The sequence below is a fragment of the Ruminobacter sp. RM87 genome (assembly GCF_000701925.1).
Lineage (GTDB): Bacteria > Pseudomonadota > Gammaproteobacteria > Enterobacterales > Succinivibrionaceae > Ruminobacter > Ruminobacter amylophilus.
In genome coordinates this window covers 24,805-49,711 of sequence record NZ_JNKD01000005.1, presented here as the reverse complement: position 1 = coordinate 49,711, position 24,907 = coordinate 24,805, and the positions used below count along the sequence as shown (strand labels likewise).

Annotated in this window: 19 protein-coding genes; 13 read left to right on the top strand and 6 right to left on the bottom strand. The window is 39.6% G+C overall.

Going from position 1 to position 24,907, the window contains the following annotated elements; genetic code table 11:
* Positions 1 to 86 precede the first annotated feature (86 nt).
* Positions 87 to 2,141, bottom strand: a complete 2,055-nt coding sequence (locus T489_RS0102620; RefSeq protein WP_031578485.1) for a M3 family metallopeptidase — start codon at positions 2,139 to 2,141, stop codon at positions 87 to 89.
* Positions 2,142 to 2,446: 305 nt separating this feature from the next.
* Between T489_RS0102620 and T489_RS0102615 the strand changes: the two genes are divergently transcribed.
* The 4 genes from T489_RS0102615 (at position 2,447) to recG (ending at position 8,627) form a co-directional block, all read left to right on the top strand.
* Positions 2,447 to 3,112 (top strand): hypothetical protein, encoded by a 666-nt coding sequence (locus tag T489_RS0102615; RefSeq protein ID WP_031578484.1) that lies wholly within the window; start codon positions 2,447 to 2,449, stop codon positions 3,110 to 3,112.
* A 22-nt stretch (positions 3,113 to 3,134) separates the two neighbouring features.
* Positions 3,135 to 5,102: an aminopeptidase P family protein gene (locus T489_RS0102610; RefSeq protein ID WP_232218270.1), complete on the top strand. Its 1,968-nt coding sequence runs from the start codon at positions 3,135 to 3,137 to the stop codon at positions 5,100 to 5,102.
* 3 nt (positions 5,103 to 5,105) lie between these two features.
* A complete protein-coding gene (gene pssA / locus T489_RS0102605) occupies positions 5,106 to 6,476 on the top strand; it encodes a CDP-diacylglycerol--serine O-phosphatidyltransferase (RefSeq protein ID WP_051621727.1) in 1,371 nt (456 codons plus the stop codon).
* Positions 6,477 to 6,572: 96 nt separating this feature from the next.
* Positions 6,573 to 8,627, top strand: coding sequence for an ATP-dependent DNA helicase RecG (gene recG, locus T489_RS0102600; RefSeq protein ID WP_031578480.1), 2,055 nt, complete (start codon positions 6,573 to 6,575; stop codon positions 8,625 to 8,627).
* A 59-nt stretch (positions 8,628 to 8,686) separates the two neighbouring features.
* On the opposite strand, the gene T489_RS0102595 is transcribed toward recG, so the two are convergent.
* A complete protein-coding gene (locus tag T489_RS0102595; RefSeq protein WP_084155374.1) occupies positions 8,687 to 9,658 on the bottom strand; it encodes a YihY family inner membrane protein in 972 nt (323 codons plus the stop codon).
* 287 nt (positions 9,659 to 9,945) lie between these two features.
* On the bottom strand, positions 9,946 to 10,941 hold the full coding sequence (locus T489_RS0102590; RefSeq protein WP_031578478.1) for a D-alanine--D-alanine ligase: 996 nt from the start codon (positions 10,939 to 10,941) through the stop codon (positions 9,946 to 9,948).
* Between the two features lie 196 nt (positions 10,942 to 11,137).
* Between T489_RS0102590 and T489_RS0102585 the strand changes: the two genes are divergently transcribed.
* On the top strand, positions 11,138 to 11,845 hold the full coding sequence (locus T489_RS0102585) for a hypothetical protein (RefSeq protein ID WP_031578477.1): 708 nt from the start codon (positions 11,138 to 11,140) through the stop codon (positions 11,843 to 11,845).
* A 140-nt stretch (positions 11,846 to 11,985) separates the two neighbouring features.
* Here T489_RS0102585 and trxA read toward each other — a convergent pair whose 3' ends face one another.
* The gene (gene trxA / locus T489_RS0102580; RefSeq protein WP_031578476.1) at positions 11,986 to 12,312 is read right to left on the bottom strand and encodes a thioredoxin; all 327 of its coding nucleotides are present in this window, start codon (positions 12,310 to 12,312) and stop codon (positions 11,986 to 11,988) included.
* 505 nt (positions 12,313 to 12,817) lie between these two features.
* On the opposite strand from trxA, the gene gppA reads away from it, so the two are divergent.
* Genes gppA through T489_RS0102560 form a run of 4 tightly spaced genes read left to right on the top strand, consistent with a single transcriptional unit; the run spans position 12,818 to position 18,065 of the window.
* The gene (gene gppA, locus T489_RS0102575; RefSeq protein WP_031578475.1) at positions 12,818 to 14,317 is read left to right on the top strand and encodes a guanosine-5'-triphosphate,3'-diphosphate diphosphatase; all 1,500 of its coding nucleotides are present in this window, start codon (positions 12,818 to 12,820) and stop codon (positions 14,315 to 14,317) included.
* Between the two features lies 1 nt (position 14,318).
* The gene (crcB, locus tag T489_RS0102570) at positions 14,319 to 14,705 is read left to right on the top strand and encodes a fluoride efflux transporter CrcB (RefSeq protein ID WP_031578474.1); all 387 of its coding nucleotides are present in this window, start codon (positions 14,319 to 14,321) and stop codon (positions 14,703 to 14,705) included.
* 52 nt (positions 14,706 to 14,757) lie between these two features.
* Positions 14,758 to 17,574 carry a DNA polymerase I gene (gene polA, locus T489_RS0102565; protein WP_031578473.1) on the top strand — a complete coding sequence of 939 codons (2,817 nt, stop codon included), beginning with the start codon at positions 14,758 to 14,760 and terminating at the stop codon, positions 17,572 to 17,574.
* Between the two features lie 2 nt (positions 17,575 to 17,576).
* Positions 17,577 to 18,065 (top strand): hypothetical protein, encoded by a 489-nt coding sequence (locus T489_RS0102560; protein ID WP_031578472.1) that lies wholly within the window; start codon positions 17,577 to 17,579, stop codon positions 18,063 to 18,065.
* Between the two features lie 82 nt (positions 18,066 to 18,147).
* On the opposite strand, the gene T489_RS0102555 is transcribed toward T489_RS0102560, so the two are convergent.
* Positions 18,148 to 18,888: a UDP-2,3-diacylglucosamine diphosphatase gene (locus T489_RS0102555; protein WP_031578471.1), complete on the bottom strand. Its 741-nt coding sequence runs from the start codon at positions 18,886 to 18,888 to the stop codon at positions 18,148 to 18,150.
* A gap of 4 nt (positions 18,889 to 18,892) precedes the next feature.
* Positions 18,893 to 19,390, bottom strand: a complete 498-nt coding sequence (locus T489_RS0102550) for a peptidylprolyl isomerase (protein ID WP_037318529.1) — start codon at positions 19,388 to 19,390, stop codon at positions 18,893 to 18,895.
* Between the two features lie 398 nt (positions 19,391 to 19,788).
* On the opposite strand from T489_RS0102550, the gene typA reads away from it, so the two are divergent.
* The 4 genes from typA (at position 19,789) to T489_RS0102530 (ending at position 24,779) form a co-directional block, all read left to right on the top strand.
* Positions 19,789 to 21,627 carry a translational GTPase TypA gene (gene typA / locus T489_RS0102545; RefSeq protein ID WP_031578469.1) on the top strand — a complete coding sequence of 613 codons (1,839 nt, stop codon included), beginning with the start codon at positions 19,789 to 19,791 and terminating at the stop codon, positions 21,625 to 21,627.
* Positions 21,628 to 21,920: 293 nt separating this feature from the next.
* A complete protein-coding gene (locus tag T489_RS0102540) occupies positions 21,921 to 23,285 on the top strand; it encodes a hypothetical protein (RefSeq protein ID WP_031578468.1) in 1,365 nt (454 codons plus the stop codon).
* Positions 23,286 to 23,462: 177 nt separating this feature from the next.
* Entirely contained in the window at positions 23,463 to 23,948 is a 486-nt protein-coding gene (locus T489_RS0102535) for a NanQ anomerase/TabA/YiaL family protein (protein ID WP_051621726.1), read from the top strand.
* A gap of 84 nt (positions 23,949 to 24,032) precedes the next feature.
* Positions 24,033 to 24,779: a tRNA threonylcarbamoyladenosine dehydratase gene (locus T489_RS0102530; protein WP_031578466.1), complete on the top strand. Its 747-nt coding sequence runs from the start codon at positions 24,033 to 24,035 to the stop codon at positions 24,777 to 24,779.
* Positions 24,780 to 24,907: the final 128 nt, after the last annotated feature.

The window sequence follows — 24,907 nt, the reverse complement described above, 5'->3', positions numbered from 1 at the left end:
ATTTCTTCTATTAACGTATTAAAATAAAAATAACCATATCATGGATATGGTTATTTCATTCCTTAATGTACGGTACTACTAAGTAATCAAGACTTTGAATTTGTAATTCCGGAGTGTCTCAATAAAGGTTCAACTGAAGGTTTGCGACCTCTGAAACTGATAAAGAGATCCATAAAGTCCTTTGAACCGCCGTTACTTAAAATAGTTCTCACGAAGTCATTACCTACTTTAGGATTCAGAATCCCTTCCTCCTCAAAGCGGCTGAAAGCATCTGCTGACAATACTTCCGCCCATTTGTAGCTGTAATACCCTGCTGAATATCCGCCTGCAAATATGTGTGTAAAACTGTTCTGGAACCGATTGAAATCAGCAACAGGTATCACGCAAACATCCTTTCTCACTTCCTCTATAAGTTCCTGAGCCGGCTTACCTATCTTATATTCCAGATAGCTTCTGAAATCATAAATAGAGAATTCAAGCTGTCTCAGCATAGCCATGGCGGAATGGTAATTCTTTGAAGCAATCAGCTTATCCAGAAGATTCTGAGGCAGAGGTTCATGAGTATCAACATGCCCCGAGATCATGTTCAGAACTTCAGGTTGCCAGGTAAAGTTTTCCATAAACTGACTAGGAAGTTCTACCGCATCCCAAGGAACTCTGTTAATACCTGACACCTGACCGATATCAACGGTTGTCAGCATATGATGCAGAGCATGTCCGAATTCATGGAACAGAGTCTCAACCTCATCATGATTGAGAAGGGCCGGTTTATCGCCTATCGGAGGCATGAAATTAGCGACAATATAGGCAATAGGAAGCTGCAAAGTACCATCTGCTCTATAACGGCGATCGGCACAGTCATTCATCCACGCTCCGCCTCTCTTGTTTTTTCTTGCATAGAGATCCATGTAGAAGCCGCCAATCAGCTCACCGTTACGGTAAATATCATGATAAACGACGTCCGGGTGCCATACGGCAACACCGAAATGAGGTCTCACTTCTACACCGAAAATGCGATAAACAAGGGAGAATAGCCCGTTTACAACCTTGGTCAGAGGGAAATAAGGACGAATCTGTTCATCAGTTATGGAATATCTCTCCTGCTTTAACTTTTCACTGAAGTAGCTTATATCCCATGGTTCCAGCTCATATATAACACCAAGCTTTTTGGCATAATCACGGATTTCCTGTATTTCCCTTTTACCCTGTTCCTTTGAATGATCTACAAGGCTGTACAGAAAATTCATAACTTCTTCAGGAGACTTTGCCATTTTCTTAGCAAGTGACAGATGTGCTGCTGACGGATAACCTAAAAGTTCGGCCTGTTTGTCAGCTAAAGCAAGTTCCTCTTCAATAATATCGGTATTATCATATTTACCTGCTGTAGGCCCGAGTTCTGAGGCTCTGGTAACGTAGGCACGGTACATCTCCTCACGCAGGGCACGGTGATCGGCATACTGCATTACAGGAATGTATGAAGGATACTGAAGAGTCAGCACATAACCATCAAGATTTCGGTTTTCAGCCTCCTGTCTGGCTAAAGCCTTGGCACTTTCAGGAAGACCGCTCAGTTCCTTTTCATCAGTTATGTGCTTTATGTATGAATTGGTCGCATCAAGCACATTGTTGCTGAATTTTGAGGAAAGTTCTGACAATTTGGCTTCTATTTCGCCGAAAAGAACTTTTTCATCTTCAGGAAGAGAAATACCGCATAATTCAAAATCCTTCAGTTCCTCTTCTATTGCTTTCTGCTGTGCTCCGCTCAGCAGAGAAAATGAATCAGAATTCTTAAGTCTGAGATATGCGTGATACAAATCCTCATTCTGTCCGAGCCATGTATAAAACTCAGATACTTCAGGTAAAAGTTCATCATGAGCCTGACGTAACTCATCACTGTTTACCACACCATTTAAATGACCTACCACTCCCCACGCTCTTGACAGCTGATCCAGAGATTCTTCAATAGGTTTCACCAGACTATCCCAGGTAGGCTCGTTTTCTTCATCGGAATTGATATCGGTAATGTAAATCACCGTATCTCTGCATTTGTCAATCAGCTGTCTTATTGCCGGACGGATATCTGAAACATTTATTTTGTCGAAGTCCGGTAACAGCTTCATATTCAATAACGGATTTGCCATAAATTCCTCGTATACCAATATTAATTTATCTCAAGCTGATTATATCAAAAAACTTCCCCCACTCATGCTTTAACATCATGTCATGCTGTTCTTTATCAAATTTTTATATGGCTTTTAATCGCGGGAAACTGCTGTTTGGTCTATATTCGGAACTTAAAGCATTTTTCCGAGTCCCTGACTAAAGCTTCCACATAACAGTTATACGGCGTTTTTGTCTTTTTACTTTGCAATATTCCCGTTTTTTTGAGAATATTTCAAATAGAACTAAAAACACACAAATAAATCACAATCCTTAGGAAAAGAAAATGTACAAAAAAATACATCTGTATGCCATTGCCTTCATCGGCCTGATTATTACATTCTGTACCATATACAATATTTTTAACAACAATCATATTCTTGATGCGGGCAATCTTTTTCTTCTTCTGCTATACGTGTGTTTCGCCGGAGCATATGTGCTTATTTACCAGAGATTTCACTTCAGATTCAAATATTCATGGATTGCAGGTCTAGTGTCATATCTTCTGACGGTACTGTTTGCCGGACTGGCCGTATATAACCATTCATGGAGCGATTACGGACTGTTCTATCAGATACCGCTTGTTCTTGCTCTAACTTTAACTCATATATGTTTTGTTAATTTTTCCAATGCAAAAGGTTTATTTTACACTCTGATATCGGGACTGCTTAAATTCCTTGCCGTGGGCACCGCTGCTATAATAATTGTTCTTCTGTTCATGGGAGATTCAACTGCTGCAGACTTCTTGCAAAAACTGGCAGCATCTCTATTTATTATGCTGTTATTCGGTGATTTTATGGTTTTCTATGTTAATTATTTCTACAGCCCCGAAAATGATAACTATAATGTTCTTACTCTGTACAAATCGTACAGAGAAAATGTGTATGCCGATAAATACGGCAGGCTTTATCACGTAGAAGCAGAAGACGTACCTGCAGACAAACAGAATTAATAAAGCGGAGGATTAACTCTGTATGAATGAATATCAGAATTTCCAGTCAATGGACAACAATGAAACCTACGAGACCGACTCAACTCATTTAAGTCGTCTGGATCGACTCAGAAAGACTATGCAGCATATGAATCTCGACGCTCTTATTATTACCAGAACTGATGAGCACTTAAGCGAATATCTTTCTCCCGACAAGGAACGACTCGCCTATATTTCAGGTTTTACCGGATCTGCCGGAACAGCAGTGATTCTGGAAAATGAACACCTGATAGACAGACTCAAGAATAAAACCGTAAAAAATGCGGGGAACACTGACATCACACTGAAAAATCCAGCCGCTATATTTGTTGACGGAAGATACACAATTCAGGCAAGAGTCCAGACCAGCGAAACACTGTTTGACGTTTTTCATTTTACAAATGTCAGACTTGAAGACTGGCTTATAGCAACTTTAGGAAATACGGCCCGCATAGGCATAGATCCAAAATGCATCAGTTACAACCGCTATTCAGCCATTAAATCCGCTCTGAGTCCTTATCAACTTGAACTGATATTCACTGAAACCAATCTTATTGATGAAATTTGGACAGACAAACCTCAGGTACAGCCTTCCCCTGCACTGATATTCGAAGATCACTACAATGGCAACCCTAGCATTGAAAAAAGACACCTCATTGCTCAGAAACTGAAAGAAAAAAACATCGATGTCACCATTATCTCCAGCAGCGAATCGGTAAACTGGCTGTTAAACATTAGAGGCCGGGATGTTCCGAATCTTCCTATAGTAAACTGTTTCGCTGCAGTATACAGTTGCGAGGAAATCGAGTGGTTCGTTGATTTAAGAAAAATTCCTGAAGATAAAATATCAGATTTTCAGCATCATTTCGGTAATATAACCTACATGGAAGAGAATAAGCTTGAAGATCTTATAAATAGACTGGCCAAGCATAAATATTCTGTTTACATTGACGAAACATCCACTAACGCATGGATTATTGAAAAGCTCAAAAAAAGCAATATTCCACTGACCTTCGGACAGGATTTGTGTGAATACCCAAAAGCCTGCAAAAATCCCACCGAACTCAAGGGCATGAGAAACTGCCATCACAAGGATGCCGTAGCCATGTGCAGATTTTTGGCATGGCTCGACCACCTTACTGAAAATCTTATAAACGGGGAGCTCAAACCTCAGGCAGAAGAACTTGTCAAATCTCACAATGAAGCTACTTTGAGTGATCAGCTGTTTAAATTCCGTTCTGAACAGGACGGCTTTATTGAAACCAGCTTTGATACAATTTCCGCATTGGGTCCTAATGCCGCCATCATACATTACAACCATGTAAACCTTAACAGACCTAGAGCTTTAGGTAAGGATCCTTTATATCTTGTGGACAGTGGAGGACAGTATAACGAAGGCACTACTGATATTACCAGAACGGTTCTCGTAGGACCGGGACTTACCGAAGAGATGAAAGAGCGTTTCACTCTTGTACTCAAGGGAATGATAGCCCTGCATCTTGTAAAATTTCCGAAAGGTACTTTTGGTGGAGCATTGGACGTGCTTGCACGTGCACCATTATGGCAGAACGGTCTGAACTATGACCACGGAACAGGACATGGTGTCGGTCACTGCCTTAATGTTCACGAAGGACCTCAGGCCATTTCATACAGATATGGACAGACTCCGCTGGCCCCGGGAATGGTTACATCAGTAGAACCGGGGTATTACAAAGAAAATGAATACGGTATTCGTTGTGAAAACCTCTGTGTTGTAGAGACTGTACATGACACCCAAAATCAAACAGAGATGCTTGCATTTTTACCTATTACTTATGTACCATTTGACATCAGACTGATTAAAAAAGATTTACTGACGGATGATGAAAGAATATGGCTGAACAACTATCATCTTAAAATCAGGGAAATTGTCAGAGAACATCTGAGTGACATGGAAATAAACTGGTTACTTAAAGCTACGGCGGCGATTTAATAAATGAAAATTATAAACACTCTGCACGGTCTGTTCGGCAGTGCGAAACATAAAATCGAAAATTTATCCAAGATTGCGGTAAATGCGGACGCATACAATATTCTTGAGGATCCGAAAGTCTTCCGTGAACGTTTGCTGACCAATATCAGAAATGCAAAATCCCGCATCTGCATATGTGCGCTTTACTGGCAGAATGATGAAATGGGTCAGGAAATAATGCAGGCCGTAAATGAAGCCGTAAATAAAAATCCTAAATTATATGTTCGCATTTACGTGGATTTTCACAGAGCTCAGAGAGGTCTTGTGGGCAAGACAAATCAGGTCGTAAACAGTGACTGGTACCATGAACTTGCCAAGAAACAGTTAATTCATCCTATCATCTACGGCGTACCTGTAAAACGCAGGGAAATTTTCGGCGTTTTTCATCTTAAGGGTTTTGTTATTGACGATACTGTTCTGTATAGCGGAGCCAGCGTAAACAACGTCTATCTGCACAGACTGGACAAATATCGTATTGATCGTTACCACGAGATAAATTCACGTGAACTGGCCGATTCACTGTTCTATTACTGCGTTGATGTTTTCCACAGACACAATGCCGTTCAGGATTTTGCTCAGGATTCAATTCCAACATCAAAAGAACTTAATCTTGAAATCAAGAAGCAGCGTCGGGAACTGAGTACTGAAAGGTACAAAATCAACGACATGGAAATCGGAAGCCGACAAGTCGGTGTAACTCCGCTGGTCGGTCTTGGAAAGAAAAACAACATTCTCAATACTTCAATAATAAATCTTATTGAAGCTGCAACAGATGACATAACCATCTGCACTCCTTATTTCAATTTTCCAAGTCAGGTATTGAAAGCCGTAAACAGAGCCCTGACAAAAGGAGTAACCATCACAATCATAGTAGGAGATAAAGAAGCTAATGACTTCTTTATTCATGAAGGAGAACCTTATAACAAGGTAGGAGCAGTTCCTTACATCTATGAAATGAATCTCCGTGATTTCGTGAATACACATACAGGGTACATAAATGATGACAAGCTCAGAATCAGACTATGGAAAGACGGACTTAACACATATCACGTCAAGGGGATATCAGTAGATAACAGATACCATCTAATTACCGGAAACAACCTTAATCCTCGTGCATGGGGACTTGATTTGGAAAACGGGCTGCTGGTTGACGACGAACATCACCTTCTACTTGAAAAAATTACTCACGAACGCAATTATCTTTTAAGCAAAACCACTCCGATAACAACGCCGACGGAACTTCAGACAATAGACGATTATCCGGAAGACTATCGCAAAGTTATCCTGAAAGTTAGAAATTTCGGGGCACAGTGGTTATTACGAAAGCTGCTCTAGTTCATTTCCAAATACTTTATTGATGCAGAACCTTAGTGGTTCTGCCTGTCAGAGCAGCCATATACACATTGTTATACACAGACATAACGGTTACATATGGATATATCAGCTATTTCTATTGATGAACTGAAAGGCATTACAACCAAACAGGTATCAGCCTTGAATAAAATAGGCATCTTTACCGTTATGGATCTTCTGTTGCACCTTCCATATTCATATCTGGATCGAACCAAATTTACCGCGATAGATGAGCTTCCGGTTGATTCTTATGCCAGTGTCAGAGCAAAAATAATTTCCCGAACAACCGGCAGAAACAACATGCTCATTCTTACACTTTCCGATGACACCGGAGTTCTACGAGTTACTCTGTTTAACTGTCCAATATTTATAAACAGAGAACTGAAAACGGGAAACATTCTTATATGCCATGGTAAAGTAAGCATTTTCAATAACAGTCTGCAGATGACCAATCCAGAACTGAATCTAAATGATTCCGAACTGCCTAAACACTACACACCTATATACAGACTGACCAAAGGCATCAAAATGCAGTCTATGCGAAATCTTGTGCAGAAAGCGTTAAACGAACTGGATAATATAGATGTCTGTGAAGAACTGATACCTCCTGAATTAAATCATACCGGTCTGACATTTAAGGAGGCTCTACAACTTGTGCATGCCCCTAAAATAGGCTCGTCTCTTTCCGAACTGTCATTATTCAATTCTCCTCAACAGCAGAGAATTATCTGTGAAGAACTGATATCCCAATACATAACTGTGCTTAAACTTAAGGAAAGCAACAGATTTCTCAATGGAATTCCTTTAAAACCTGTTGATAACCTGATAAAAAAATTTTTATCAACATTACAGTTCAGTCCAACAAATGCTCAAATCAGAGTTTTTAATGAGATCAGCAGGGATCTTGCAGAAGCCCAGCCGATGAACCGACTGGTACAGGGAGACGTGGGTTGCGGTAAAACACTTGTAGCCGTTATGGCCTCCCTGCAGGCTGTAGGCAACGGCATTCAGGCAGCAATCATGGCTCCAACCGAAATTCTTGCTGAACAGCATTTTGTAAACATCCAGAATTTTTTAAAACCTCTCGGATTAGAAACAGCAATACTTACCGGAAGTCAGAAAAAGGCAGAAAAAAACAAACAGCTTGAACTGATTAAAAGTGGTAAGGCATCCGTTATTGTCGGTACTCACGCCATTTTTCAGGAACAGGTTAATTTTCACAGTCTCGGACTGATAATAATAGATGAACAGCACCGGTTTGGTGTCGAACAGCGAATGAAACTCAGAAGCAAGTGCAGCATAGAAAATAAAGTTCCCCACATGCTGGCCATGACAGCCACACCTATTCCCAGAACACTGGCACAGACCATATATGCAGACATGCATGTGTCCGTTATTGACGAATTACCTAAAGGTCGTAAACCTATTACCACCATCATGATCCCGGAAACAAGAAGAGATGAAATTATTGAAAGAATCGGCGTGAACTGTGCTGATAAAAAACAGGCATACTGGGTCTGCAGTCTTGTTAATGAATCTGAGGTTCTGGAATCTCAGGATGCGATTAATGCCTGTGATTACCTTACAAAAAAGCTCCCGAATCTGAAAATCGGCCTGGTTCACGGTCAAATGAAATCTGCAGACAAAGATTTCATTATGCGTGATTTCAAAAAAGGAAATATCGATGTACTTGTAGCCACTTCAGTTATTGAAGTAGGTGTTGACGTTCCAAATGCCTTCCTAATTGTTATAGAAAATGCTGAAAGATACGGACTAGCCCAGCTGCATCAGCTTCGAGGACGAGTAGGACGAGGACAGCTTGATTCATTCTGCTGTCTTATGTACTCAGACAAAATTAACAGCATAGGAATGGAACGCCTATCTACTCTTAAAAACAGTAATGACGGCTTTGTCATAGCCCAGAAGGATTTGGAAATCAGAGGACCGGGAGATCTGCTGGGAACAAGACAGACAGGAGAAATATCCTACCGCGTGGCTGATGCCATACGTGATTATCAGTCTATGGATAAATGTACAGAAATAGCCACGGAAATTTACCACAAACACAAAGACCTGACGCAAAAGCTGACGAAACGCTGGTTCCCAAACAGTGAAATCGTGAGTGTAATGTAGCTTCCACAAAAAAAGCATACTATTTTGGAGTATGCTTTTTCATTATCTAGTGATATTTTCTACTGCTTCTCATTTTGAAGCTGGAGTTTGTATTGCTTGTAACTAGACAAAGAAGCGGAAATTTCTGCTCCAAGCAGAACAATATACCAGTTGATATATGTCCATACCATCAGTAAAGGAAGTGCTGCTACGGCTCCGTATATCAGTGTATAACTGGTAAAATTCATAATGTAGTAGGTAAAAAACTGTCTCAGTAATTCCTGCACAAGAGCAGCAAATAAAGCGCCTATTACTGCATGAGTAAAATTTACTTTAGTACACGGAACAGCCGTGAACAATAAAGTAAAAACCACAAAGGTTAAAAAACATGGAAGCATCTTCATCCCCAAGGTATTCAGCCAGATTGCAGCAGAACTCTGCCCCAGATAATTGGATGCCAGAATAGAAGAAGAAACAACAATAGAAGCTCCCAGCAGAATAGGTCCCAACGTCAGCACGGTCCAATAGACTGAAAAAGTGGTTACCTTGGATCTGTTCAGCTTAACATGCCAGATTCTGTTAAGAGTGATATCAATTCGTCTAATCAACGCAAGAGCTATAAATATCAGCGTTATAACACCTACTGCCGTGGTTTTGGATGCATTTGAGACAAAAGAATCTATGTTCTCTTTTAATACCCCTCCTACCTGAGGCATCATATTGTTAAGAATATAATTCATCATTTCATCACGATAAGTAGTGAAACTTGGAGAAAGTGAGAAAACACTTAAAAGAACGGCCAGAACCGGAATGAGCGACATTATGGTAGTATAAGAAAGAGATGAAGCCAGAACATCTATTTCATCATCAGCTATTCTTTTGGATAAAAAGAATAGATAGGAGAGCTTTTTCTTCAGAAATTGATAAAAAGTAACAGCTTTCTGCTTCAATGAAGACTTTTTCTTATTCTGCTGTCCACCTTCCTGTACGTGAGCCGAGACTGTTTCAGGCTGTTCACGCTTTTCAGAAGTCGTTATCTCTTGTTCAGTCATTTTTCCCCACCAAAATGCAAATACAACACTGAAGAATGCAACTTTATTCTTTATGTCCTCAAAACAAAGATCAGTAAAAATAAAGACGCTTACTTCATTATAGACAAAAAAAATCTCTCAATACCTGCAATTCCTCTCTAATATGAAATTTAATCATCTAAAACCTGAATATAAGTTTTACGACGCACCTGAAATAGAAATACTGAATTCCATGTCTAACCAAGCTGAAAAACCCCATGTAATAAGACATTACACGGGGTCTCTTACGACACATCAGTCCAACTCTGTTATTTTCCCTTTACAGCATTGACTACTGCGCTGTACAGGAACTGAGTCATCTTTTCCCCGTGATTTTCCAGCATCTTAGGGAACATTGATATAGGAGTCATTCCTGGGAAGGTATTGATTTCATTTAACAAAATCTGATCTTCACCAACAAGGAAAAAGTCAATTCTGGATAAATCCTTTAATTTAAGAACCTTGAAAGCTCTGGCGGCATATTCTCGAATCTTTGCTTTGAGATTATCAGGAATGTTGGCCTCCACAATAGTGGTTGACTTTGAAGTACTGTTGTACTTTTCTTCAAAGGTATAGAAATCATTATCCGGGGTAACAATCTCCCCGGGATTGGTCACTACCAGCCTGCCTTCATATTCGTATGTGGCGACTTCAAGTTCACGCGGTTTTACAGCCTGCTCAAGCAGAACATCTTCACTGTATCCAAAAGCCTTTCTGATATACTCATCAAGTGAGGCTTCATCTGAAACCTTGTAACAGCCAACAGAAGATCCCTGAGAAGCAGCCTTAACAAAAACAGCTCCATACTGTCTGAAGAAATGATGAGCCTTTCTCAGATTCTCTTCATTATCTGAATCAATAAAACTGAAAGGTGTATTAGGAATGCCTATTGCACTTAGCCATAACTTTGTGCTTACCTTGTTAAAACATAGCTTGCTTGCTTCTGAACCGCATCCAAGATAAGGAAGATTCATGATTTCAAGCAGTGACTGAATATCTCCGGTTTCACCGGGAACACCGTGAATGCATGGAATCACGTAATCAATATGATACGAAGAATCTTTGAAAGACAGCTCATGATTATAATTTATACTACACTGATTACCTGACTCATCAACCCACTCGTTTTTGTGAATAACTACTTTTATTACATTAAATTCAGGAAATGTATTTAACTGCCGCTCAATATATGAGGCACTCACAAGAGATATTTCGTGTTCAGATCCGTCTCCGCCGCACAGGAGGAGAATATTGTATTGTTCCATGATTATGATTCCGTTGTTTAAGCATCCTTTGCTTATTATAAATACGCGATAATTATACTTTCATGTAATTATCGTTACAATCTGAAAAACCTAATGAACATCGATAATTTGACGACGAACAGCACAAATTTTTCGTTTTTTTAACCATTACTGATAAAATAAACCAAGTTTGAATTTTGTTGGATATGAACTGAAAATGAATTTAAGCAAAATTGTCGCATATGCAGTAATATCAGCTGTTATCACCACCGGTTGCGTTACCGTTACAGCTGACGGAAGAAAAATTAATGACAATAATGAGGTAGCTACAAATAATACCTCCAAAGAACTGTCACTTATGCTGAACACGTTAAAAGGTGATTATCTCAAGCTGAATACTCAAAAAACCAACAGGATTGTACAGGAAATTACTGATGGCAACCTGGATACCATAAAAATGGTCATGGATAACCCGAATGATTATGAACCACCTGTACTTTTTGCTTATGCTGATCAGGTATATAAATCCGGACATTATGACACGGCAATGTTCTGGTTCTACACGGCACAGCTCAGAGCCCGTTCCGATGCGAATAAATCTCTGGATAAATCAGTGCAGGAAGGTGTTACACGTTTAAGTTCTGTCTACAGCCAGACAATCGGTGTATACGCACTGGAACATCCCAATGAACTTGAATCAACCATGAAAAAAGTTTTGGAATGGGATGCCATCACCGAAAGAAACTACGATCCAAAATGGGTTGCGATTTTAGGCAACGAAGCCAAAATAAGTGATACCATTCGATTCTGCGAGCCTGAAAAATATAAATCCATAAATCAGGAAGTAAGACGCGGCTGGAAGATAGGTTTTGATGCAGCATTAAAAAAAATACGTGAAAGCAAGCTTGAAACACCGGATAATTAACCGAAGTTTCAACAAACACAACAGCTTCTTTTCTCAAATAAAAACATCCTGAAATATTGAAAATCAGGATGTTTACAATCTACACAGACAAAACCGTCATCCACAGAAGAACTGCCCCGCGGATATGTCAAGGCAATATCTTAAGCTGTTGCCTGCTCAATAAACTCTTTCATTTTCTGCTTGTTCAGGGCACCGACCTGTTTTGCAACAAGCTCACCATTCTTAAACACCAGTAATGTAGGAATATTTCTCACTCCGTACTGCGCAGCAAAATCTCTGCTCTGATCCACATTAACCTTAACAAAGGATACGTCGCTCATTTCCCCTGCCAAATCCTCAATAACAGGACCAACCATCTTACATGGTCCGCACCATGGAGCCCAGAAATCAACAAGCACAGGTTTTTTGCTGAACAGCACCTGTTCTTCAAATAAAGCATCATCAATTTCTTTTACTAAATCACTCATTTATATCTCCTTATAATTATTAAAAACCAGAGATCCCATTGGCATAACAGAAACCAGCCAAAGAATATTACGACTTGTTATAACCAACTTTATAACGATGCACATTTCGGCTTACCCAACTGACACATAAACAGAATTCCGGCCGGCATACATCTGGAAACATTTCAAGCCCTCAATATAACATATTGACAGCTTATTTTTTGTTAAATTCCCCCAAAAAAGATTATTTCTCCTTTTTGTGAACTTATGCCAAGAAACTAAAGTGAATAAAAAAATAATCCACACAGAGCATCACTATATTAATCCAGTAACTGACATTTTTACCTGAATATTGAAACCAATGCAATAATTTGTGATAAAAAGCTAATGAAAAATCCATTTAAACACAAGCCGATACATATAATGTATACTGTAAATAACTTTCAATCATATACTAAGATCTGGCCTTCTTTCACTCTCATTCAAAAGTCAGACTGGAAAAAAGCAGAATTTAAGGAATACGGATATGCCTGGTTCTTCTCCTTTATATGCAGCAATAGATTTGGGATCAAACAGCTTCCACATGCTGGTTGTCAGAAATGTCTCCGGCGCAATCAGAGCTGTTTCCAGAGTTAAACGCAAAGTTAAACTGGCTCAGGGGCTCGATGAAAACAATATTCTTTCTGACGAAGCAATCCAAAGGGGGCTCGACTGCATCCGTCTTTTCTCAGAACAGCTAAAAGATATCCCGGAACAGAATATCCGAATCGTGGCCACTGCGACATTGCGTCTTGCGAAGAATGCATCCGTTTTTATTGAAAAGGCGGAAAAAATACTGGAACACAGCATTGAGATCATTTCAGGAGAAGAAGAAGCCAGAACAATCTACCACGGAGTCGTCAGCACCTCCAGTGCATCAGGTAACGTACTCGTTATTGATATCGGCGGGGCATCAACGGAACTTATCATAGGTCAAGGGCTTAATGTAAAGGTTCTCCACAGTACTCAAATGGGGTGTGTAACCTGGTTAAACAATTTCTTCACCGATGATGAAATCACCGAAGATAAGTACGATAAAGCCATTGAAGCGGCAATAGAGATATTATCTCCTCTGGCTGATGAATACCTGAGAGAAGGATTTGCAACATGTGTCGGGGCATCCGGCACAATTCAGTCACTTCAGGAAATTATGATATCCAACGGCGAAAGTGAGGTGGTAACACTCGAAAAGCTTATTCATCTGAAGGAAATGACCCTTGAATCCGGAGCTTTTTCCAAACTTAACATTGCCGGCTTATCTGCTGAAAGACTGACTGTTTTCCCTTCAGGATTATCAATTTTAATTGCCATTTTCAGAATACTTGATATCAAGGGAATGACTTTGGCCGGAGGAGCTCTGCGTGAAGGGGTTATCTACAGGATGCTGGGAGATTACGCTCCGAGAAATATCAGGACCAAAACCGTGGACAGCCTGATTACCAGATATCAGATTGACAGGGAACAGGCTGAAAGAGTAACGAAGGTATCATTATTTGCTTTTGACAATCTCAAGGAAGCTTGGCAACTTAACGACCCTTCGGCAAGACCTGTTTTAAAATGGGCATCCATGCTGTACGAAATAGGCCTGTGCATCGAATATAAAAAAGCCCCTAAACATGCATCTTACATAATCGATAACATTGAAATGCCTGGTTTCACCAATGCACAGAAACATCTTCTCAGCGCTCTTCTGCTTAATGAAAGAGATGCCTTTAAGCTTGAAGCCCTAAAAAAACAGAGTGCCGTATCTTATGAAGAAGCATGTGCTCTGGCAAGAATATTACGTCTGGCCATTATAATATGTGTTCGTCGCAGTCCTGATGCCATTGACGGAGAGATCAGTTTTAACATGCCTGAATACGGCAGACTAGAGCTTGTCACTACTAAAGACTGGCTGGACAATCATTACCTGAGAGCCACCCTGCTGAAAGAAGAATGTCAGAGGCAGCAGGAACTTGGCTGGTCAATGACAATCAGAGAAAAATAAAATGCAGATTCAACCCATACTCCTGGTAGCTGCCGGTGGGGCAATAGGAGCCGTATGCAGGTACTTGACCACTGGTGCTATCACTTCATTTTTCGGAAAAGAATTTCCCTATGGAACAATAACAGTAAATATCATAGGCTCCTTTCTGATTGGACTGCTTACCTCCGTACTCAGTCAAAACTATTTGGAACCACAGCTGAAGCTTCTTTTGATTACCGGGCTGTTGGGTGGATTTACGACTTTCTCGACATTTTCTCTCGATACAGTTAATCTAATTCATGCATCTGATTACATCAAATTATTCCTTTACATTGCCGGAAGTATTGTATTGGGAGTCGGCGCGGCCGTTACCGGTCTGCTTATCGGAGAAGCCATAAAAGCTCATTAGTTTTCACAGAAAAAAAATATCAACACATTAAATTACTGAAATAGGATTTTACATGGCCACAAATTCACAGTTAGTACTCATTGACGGTAATAACTTTCTGTACCGTGCCTACTACAGCACGGCCCGTTCCGGTCTGACCAACAGTAAAGGCGAACCCACCGGAGCCACAAAGGTTTACATCAGCATGATTCAGAAACTGGAAAAATCATACCCCAATGCACTCATTGCGGTAGTATTCGATGCTCATGGTCCATGTTTCAGACATGAATTGTTTCCCGATTATAAAGGAACGAGAAAACCAATGCCTGACGACCTCCGAGCCCAGGTAGATACCATAAAAAAAATAATTACAGCCATGGGAATTCCTTTGATTTCCGTACCTTGTGTTGAAGCTGACGATGTTCTCGGAACATATGCAAAACTAGGTTCAGAATCAGGAATGGATGTATTCCTTGCAACAGGAGACAAAGATCTTGCGGCAATGGTTAATGAACATGTATTCATTGTAAACACCATGGACGACACTGTTATGGATCGTGACGGTGTAATAGCAAAATTCGGGGTTCCACCTGAGCTTATCAGTGATTATTTGGCACTCAAGGGAGACACTGCCGATAACATTCCAGGAATGACCGGCATAGGTGATAAATCAGCAACTGTACTGTTAAATTCCATTGGCTCAATTGAAAAAATTGCTGCCAACCTTGATGAGGTAAAAAATCTTAATTTCCGCGGCTCAAAAACATTTGCGGAAAACTTCATTAAACAACAGGAAAACGTCAGACTGTCCAAAATACTCACAACAATTAAGACAGATGTGGACGTACCGCTGAAACCGTCAGAACTTGTAAGACAGAAAACCGATCACAAAACGTTGCTGGAAATATACACAGCTTGTGAATTCACTAAATTAATCGCCACCGAAAAAGCATGCATCGCCAATGAAGCCAACGGAGATCTGTTTTCCACTCAGCAGGAAAGCACAAACAGTGAAGACGCCATTACTGACAATCGCAGTTCAGAAAACATCAATTTGTCTCAAAAGAAACATATCCGTGTAACCGTAAGCAGCGAAAATACACTGAAAATGCTTATAGCAGAGCTGAAAATCAGTGATTCCCCTGTTCTTTATCCTTTAAGAACATGGATTAACGCAGTAAATTCCTGTTTAACAGGGCTTGCAATAAGGACAATTAATTGCGACTTCTACATACCACTGGGACACACATATTTAGGAGCTCCGGCTCAGCTTGAATACTCAGAGGTGTTCTCGGCTTTATCTCCAGTCATCAACAACGGACAGAAGGAAATAATCTCATACGACATCAAAGATCTGATGCATACTTTGGATAAGTATGGTATTGAAATAACAATGCCATATCAGGATATAATGAATGAACTCCACAGCTTTAATTCGGCAGCAGATACGGATTTATCCAAAGCATCAGAAATCTTCTTAGGCCAAAGTCTTGATGACGAACAGGAATTATGTTCTGTAGCCGTACCATCAAGCAAAAGAAAACAGAAAATTCCTCTGACAGAAGTAGAGGTTGAAAGAGCAGCTGAATTTGCGTTCAAACACCTTGAGGCAATACAGAACCTTCATCAGATCATAGGTCAAAAATTAAATGAAATGCCTGAAAACAAACAGGCTTATCTCGTTCAGGAATTACCACTGATAAAAGTTCTTTACAAAATGGAAAACAATGGTTTTTATCTGGATAACAACGAGTTTTCAAAACAGAGCTTATCCCTTAATCAGAAACTGAGGGAAGTTAAAGACAATATACTCATGCTGGCCGGAGAGGATTTCAACATCAACTCAACCAAGGAAGTATCATACATTCTGTATGATAAACTCGGTATCGACTGTCCCAAAAAAACTCCTACAGGTCAGCCATCAACATCAGAAGAAACTCTTTCTCTAATTGCCGAGAACTATGAAATAGCCAGACTTATCCTTAATTACAGAGCTCTGGCAAAACTTATCAACACCTACGTTGACAAACTTCCTGCTCTGGTTGATGCATCCACCGGAAGAATTCACGGCTTGTTCCATCAAACAGGAACATCAACAGGTAGATTATCTTCAAGCGATCCAAATTTACAGAACATTCCGGTAAGAACACCGGAAGGAAGAGCCGTTCGAGCAGGTTTTGCAGCAAAGCCTGGATACAAAATCGTAGCAGCTGACTATTCCCAGATTGAGTTACGCCTTATGGCTCATATCGCCAACGAGCATAACATGATCAGATCATTCAATGCTCATGAAGATATTCACAGATCAACAGCAGCTCAGATTCATAATATCAGCTTAGATGATGTTACTTCCGATATGAGACGTTCAGCCAAAGCTATTAATTTCGGACTGATTTACGGTATGAACCGTTTCGGTCTGGCTAAACAACTCAATATTTCCAACGATGTTGCCAAAAACTACATAGATAATTATTTCGCCAAATACCCTGGAGTAAAAACATATATGGCCGAAATCAAAAAATCGGTTCATGAAAATGGATATGTTTCAACCATAAGCGGAAGAAAGCTGAATTTTGATGCCATACATACCGCGTCAAAAATGGCACTTTCCGGGATAGAAAGAGCAGCAATAAATGCACCAATGCAGGGAAGCGCGGCTGAAATTATCAAATCAGCAATGATCCGGATAGATGAATGGATGAGCAAACTCCCGGATGACAACATAAAAATGCTTTTACAGGTTCATGACGAATTAATTTTTGAAGTTAAAGCAGAATTTGTAGAAGAATATAGCAGAATTATTTCAGAAATCATGTCTTCCGTGATAAAACTTGAAATACCTCTTGAGGTCAGCGTTGGAGTGGGACAAAACTGGAGCGAGGCACACTGATTATGATAAAGAATTTATTATTTACTCTTTTTATGTGCGGTATGACATCTACCGCAATGGCAGTTGATCTGACCGCCACAAACGATCTGGAAGATGTATCAGAGGCTCTGATGTACATGCCTTTAATCGAAAGAATGGACGATATCAGAGCAGAGATATTTCTTAGCAATACTCCTGACGCACTGGCTAAGAACTCCAACGATATGATGAAACTAAAAAAGGTGTCTCTTGATGAAGACAAACTGGAAGTAGTTTACGATTTTGAAGTCATCATACCAAAGGAAATGAAAACAGAATCCATAATTAGTGATTATGCACAGGATATAAAGAAAATCACAACAGAAGAAGACTGTTCATCAATGAACTTTTATCACGCTAATGTAGCCAATCACTATATTATAAAAACAGCTGACACAGGCAACGTTATTGCGGACTATGTGACTTCCTATGGTTTCTGCAGAAATAAAGTACGGATTCCGTATGCACACTAAACTTTTATTCTGATTAACAAAATATAAAAGGCATTTCCGATGGAAATGCCTTTTGAATAATAATTATATGATTAGGGTAAAATTAGAAATTCCTTTTTTCAATGGTTATTGAAGGTCTATTTTCAGGATTAACCTTATCATACTCAATCTTTATATAAGAAAATCCTCTCTGATTCCAATCGCCTGTATCCATAATAAGATACTGATTATCAATCATAACTTCTTCAGCATTATGGGTATGCCCGTGGATTAACACATCTGCTCTGATTTTTTTCATAAGCTTAACAGCCTTGTCAGTATTTATCATCCGCTTAACAAAATTGGCAGCAGCAAAATTACGTATGCTCCTGTCACGCATGTTCATGGCGATTTCCGCCCGATAACTGTACGAGGTGCACACATTAAAAAGCCACTGCATAAAACCGCAACGGCTAAACCACCTGAAGAAACGATATCCCAGTGATTCATCACAGAGTTCATCACCGTGAACCATGGCAATTACGGAACCATTAATCTCCACTCTGCTGATATCTTTAAGAAGCTGAATTTTAAAATAACTGGCATCTCTGTTATTAAGCAGAAAATCTCGATTTCCATGGATAAAATACACCTTGCCACCTCTGGAAATTATGGATGAATTAATTTCCCTGACAGCAGTATGCACCTTATCATCAGGATTTATACCGACATAATAATTAAAAAGATCCCCTAGAATGTACAGTTCATCCTCAACCGAAATCTCGTCAGCGAAAGCCCTGAATTTATCGAGTAATTCAGGAGTATCCACTGACAAGTGGAGATCTGCAATAACAAAGACTCTCACTATTTTACTTGGCCACTACTTCGTTAATTACGATATCCTCTACAGGAACGTCGCCGTAAGGTCTGAACTTATTGGTTGTTTTTACTGATTCAATCTTATCAACAACATCAAAACCATCAACAACCTTACCGAAAACGCAGTAACCCCAACCATGAAGATCTTTACCTGAATGATTAAGAAAATCATTATCCTTGGTGTTAATAAAGAACTGAGAGGTAGCTGAATGAGGATCCATGGTTCTTGCCATTGCAATGGTATACTTATCATTCTTTAAACCATTATCAGCCTCATTTTCTATCGGAGCTCTACGGGAAGCCTTATCCTTTAAACCTGCTGTAAGGCCTCCTCCCTGGATCATAAAACCCTTGATTACACGATGAAAAATAGTTCCTTCGTAGTAACCATCAGCAACATATTTTAAGAAATTATCTACGGTTACAGGAGCTTTTTCCGGATTTAATTCAAGAGTGATATCACCGACATTTGTTTTAATAATTACCATTGACATACGACAAAACCTTAAAAAAAACAAAAACAAAGCTGCAAACAGGCACAGCCATTTAACTGTCATGCATTATACCACAACAGAAATAATGACTTATAAACATATAAAGACAGAAATTATCACCGGTACTCTCGCCATGTTAAAACCGAAGAAGGAGATTACAAAGACAGCAAAATATCCCCCTGCATAACAATGATTCGGTTAAAGGAAGAAATTTTGGCACCAAAAAAGAAGTTTTTCTCTTATAACAGACAAAAATTTAATAATTTTCTATAGACTCAACGTCTTAAATTATTAAAAAACACATAATTTTGTATAAAATTATATCTTTTGCTATACAGATCACATAAATAAATGTACAATAGCCCCGAATTTTAATAATAGCAGAGGCTGGTATGTTAGAAAAACTTCGTAATATTGCCATTATTGCTCACGTAGACCATGGCAAGACAACTTTAGTAGATAAATTATTACGCCAATCCGGAACTCTCGATCGTTCCCTGGATGGACAGGAACGAGTAATGGACTCCGGTGATATTGAAAAGGAAAGAGGCATTACCATATTAGCTAAAAATACTGCTATTGAATGGAATGGCTACAGAATCAATATCGTAGATACTCCGGGTCACGCTGACTTTGGTGGTGAAGTAGAACGTGTTATGAGCATGGTAGACTCTGTTCTGCTTCTTGTTGATGCAGTTGACGGTCCTATGCCACAAACCAGATTCGTAACCCAGAAGGCTTTCAAGCAGGGACTCAAGCCTATCGTGGTTATCAACAAAATCGATCGTCCTGGTGCAAGACCTGACTGGGTTATTGATCAGGTTTTCGATCTGTTTGACAATTTAGGCGCCACCGATGAACAGCTGGACTTCCCTATTATTTATGCATCAGCTTTAAATGGTTACGCAACTTTAGATCCTAATACTCCGTCTGATGACATGACTCCTTTATTCCAGGCGATAATTGATAACGTTGAACCACCTAAGGCTGATCCAGATGGTCCTTTCCAGATGCAGATTTCTCAGCTTGACTATACATCATATGTTGGCGTTATCGGTATCGGTCGTATTACTCGCGGTACAGCAAAACCAAACGCTGCTGTTACCATTGTTAGTCCAGACGGTTCAACCAGAACAGGTCGTATCGGTCAGGTACTTGGCTACATGGGTTTACAGCGTTCTGAAGTTGCTGAAGCAAAAGCCGGTGACATAGTCGCTATTACAGGCCTTGGGGAGTTACAGATTTCAGATACCGTTTGTTCAAATGACAAGGTAGAAGCTTTAACCCCGTTATCTGTTGATGAACCAACTGTTACCATGACCTTCCAGGTTAACACCTCACCATTTGCAGGTCAGGAAGGTAAGTTTGTAACATCAAGAAACATTTGGGAAAGATTACAGACTGAGCTCGTTCACAACGTTGCTTTACGTGTTGAACAGACTCAGGATCCAGACAAATTTAAGGTTTCCGGCAGAGGTGAATTACATCTTTCAATCCTTATTGAAAACATGCGTCGTGAAGGTTACGAATTGGCGGTATCACGTCCTGAAGTTATTCTCAAGGAAGTTAACGGCGTCAAGATGGAACCGATGGAAAATCTTACCATTGACATTGAAGAGCAGCATCAGGGTTCTGTAATGGAACAGCTTGGTGTAAGAAAGGCTGACCTCAAGGATATGGTTCCTGACGGAAAGGGACGTGTAAGACTTGACTATGTTATTCCATCAAGAGGTTTAATCGGCTTCCAGACCGAATTCATGACTCTTACATCCGGTACCGGTTTAATGTATCACACCTTCGATTCATATGGTGAATGGCGTGGCGGAAACATCGGTCAGAGAAAGAACGGTGTTATGATTTCAAATGAAACCGGTAAGGCCTTAGGTTACGCAATATGGTACTTGCAGGACAGAGGCAGAATGTTCATTGAACATGCACAGGAAGTTTATGAAGGTCAGATTGTAGGTATCCATAATCGTGAAAATGATCTGACCGTTAACTGTCTGAAGGGAAAGAAGCTTACCAACGTTCGTGCTTCAGGTACCGATGAAGCCATTGTACTGGTTCCACCTGTACGTCTATCACTTGAGCAGGCACTTGAATTTATCAATGATGATGAACTTGTTGAAGTTACTCCTACAAGTCTCCGTTTACGTAAGAAGTTACTTACCGAACTTGACCGAAAGAGAGCTTTCAGAGCCGCAGGCGGAAAGGAAGCCAACAACGAATAATAGTTACGTGTAACTTTAATATCATCCAAAACGGGGCTTTAAAAGCCCCGTTTTTTCAAAAAATTACGATCCACATTCAGAAAGTAAACAATTAACAAAATCTTAACTACAATTTCTTATATAATTGCCGTAAAACAAAGATAACATCACTCTAAATATTTTTCAGTCGATGTAAAATAACGGAATATCATTATATTTGCTATTTACCAATTGCTTTACCGTCAGGACGTGTCACTTGCTCAGTACAACTAAAGCAATTCATTTATTAAAGAATTTACTTTTGAAGGTCTAATATGAATTTTCATTTTAAGAAATATGTCTCTGTAATTTCAGGCGCTCTATTATTAGCCTCACTTCCAATTACCAGCTGGGCTCTTGATAATAATTACGGCGTAAGAACCATCAACAAGGATATAACCGCCTCTCAGTTGGAACATAAAGCAATTGACGGGTACAATTTCATTTTTTCCGCAGCCTTTGTAACAAAGGGAGCCTGGGGATATGACAATCCAAATAATTTCACTAAGTTAATCACTATTCTGGAAAAGGCTCAGAAAGAAAAGGAACTTACCAGCGAAGGTGCCAATTTACTTGCCGCCCTATTGAAGCTGAAACCAAAAATTCTTGCCAATCCTAACGATGCACTTACCATGACGGGTATAAACTCTGTGAATCAGCTGGGAACCAGTTACGCACAGACCAGAAAGAATCTGCTGTTATCACACAAAACATTCGATAACAACATTGACGTTCTTTTTGCATATGACGGAAGCAACATATCTCTGAAAACCGGGGAGCAGTTCGTTCTCGGACTTATTAAGAGCTTCACCAACGACAAAATCCAAATTGAATACATTCAGGACGAGCAGCCTGATGTTCTGGCATACTATGAATCCAGAGAATTCAGAGACTGGGTTAATTCTTACCCGGATACACACAGATTACTCGGTAAGATAAAATACAGTTCACAACAGAAATCAAATCAGATTAAAAATTATGTTGATAACGTTAACCAGCGTATTTTCAAAAAGAAGTTTCTTAACAGTGTCAATGGTAACAGTCTGATAATTGACTCATCACGAGTTGAACCTCGCGACATTGTTGATTATATTTTCGAAATATACAAATTCTTACCTAGCATCAATATTCAGGAAGCTAATGATTTCAATACTGTTCTTGATGACATCATGAGAAATGAAGAAAGACGTCAGTTCAGTGCCATAGATAATGCAAACCTGTTTACTACTGTAGGACCTAGTGTAACCGGTCAGATTCAGACAACTGAACAAGGAAGAAGGCTTTTCAACGATCTGCACATAACACTGCAAGACTTTTTAGAAACCAATGATGAACCTGTAAAGCTTTATTTTATTGACCCTAGAGCCTTGCTGTCTTTCCTTACCCTGCTTGAAGGATCAAAGCTCGGCAATACTCTGGGACCTAACGAGGACTATTCATATACCGCAGACACGTTCAAAGTTGGAGATCTTTCTCCGCTGAACTCTATACTTATTTTTGATTTTTATAAAAACAGAGATAACAAGATTCTGGTGAAAATCAACCATAACGGCAAAATTCTTACATTAAAAGACACCTGTCAGTCATTAGAAAATACTGCATATAACTGGGAAGATTTAGCAAAGTGTCTCACAAACTAGTTGATTGTACTAACAACTAAATTCTGGTTACAAATCAAAAATCCTCCCTCGGGAGGATTTTTTAACTAATAAGACAAAACTTACAGTTACACAAACAGAATATTACGGCTCAACAAAACAAACTCAGTAGATAATGCGTGCTACAATATAGCAAGAATAATTCAAGGAGATAACTTTATGTATTGTGGAAATTTTAACGATCTTCCAGAAAAAGAACATGATACCCCTTTAGTTAAATACATCAGAGAAGCTGTGGCTCTAAATGCATCCGGCCGGGTTGAGCTGAAAAAAGGACTGGTTTATGCCAATTTTGATACCAGTAGAACCGAACTGACTGCTAATCGTAAATTTGAATATCACAAAGATTTCCTTGATGTTCATGTAATTCTTACAGGTTGTGAGACCATTGGGTTCACACTAAAAAAATTTCAGGAAAACTCCGGTATAAAACATACTTTTGACAGTGAAAAGGATTTAGGTTTTATTGAAGAAGAATTACCTGCATGCTACGTGACACTTCATCCTGGTGATTTTGCAATATTTTTACCTGAAGAACTTCATAAACCGCTCTGTGCAGTCAATGAACAGCCGATTGAAATTAAAAAGATAGTGCTTAAGGTTCACAAAGACTTCTACGCCCGCTGTCTCAGCCTCAGCGTTTAACTATAATTATTTTCCGCGAAGTACATGACAAGTACCGGAATAAGCAACAACCATACAGATAAAACACAACTAAAAGAAAACAATATGGAAATTACAGATAATTTAAAATACAGGTTCAGAGGTCCACGTGCTCTTTACGGAGAAGAGGCTGTAAACAAATTCGCGCACAGCCACGTATGTATCGCCGGTACCGGAGGAGTGGGTTCATGGGCAATAGAATCTCTCGTAAGAACAGGGGTTGGACATATCACAATCATAGATAAAGACACTATTGATGAATCAAACACCAACAGACAGCTTCATACTATGCAGAGTACCCTTGGAGAATACAAGGCTGAAGCAATGAAAAGCAGGATGAAAGACATAAATCCTGATGTACAAATCGATGTAATTACAAAATTACTTACGATCGATAATATTCCGGATATTATTTCCAATGTAAACGCAGATATCTATATAGACGCTATCGATGATTTATCAGCAAAAGCCGCATACATACATCATATACACAGAATAATGAAGAAAACAGTGATTGTAGCTGGCGGAGCAGGAGGAAAAACCAACCCTCTTCTTGTTACCAAAGGAGACCTGTCAGAAACAAAGGGAGATAAACTGCTTGCCAGATTACGGGCAAAATTCAGAAAAGAATACGGATACCCTCAGGCAGGGAAAAAAATGAAGCTGACAGCCGTTTACAGTACCGAACAGGGTAAACTTGCAAAAGATGTAAACGACGCAGATGACGTTCCTGTTTTTGGAGCCGCAATGTGTGTAACTGCCGTAGTAGGGCTTAATATCGCTGCACTTGTACTGGAAAAACTCAGAGGTTAATATGGACCGCGAAGAAACCAAGCAAAAACTAAAAGGTTTTTTAGTTCAGTATTTATTGAAATATAAAGGAATTAACAGCAACGATTATTTTTCATGCCTGAATCCAGACCATCAGAATTCAGGGAAAT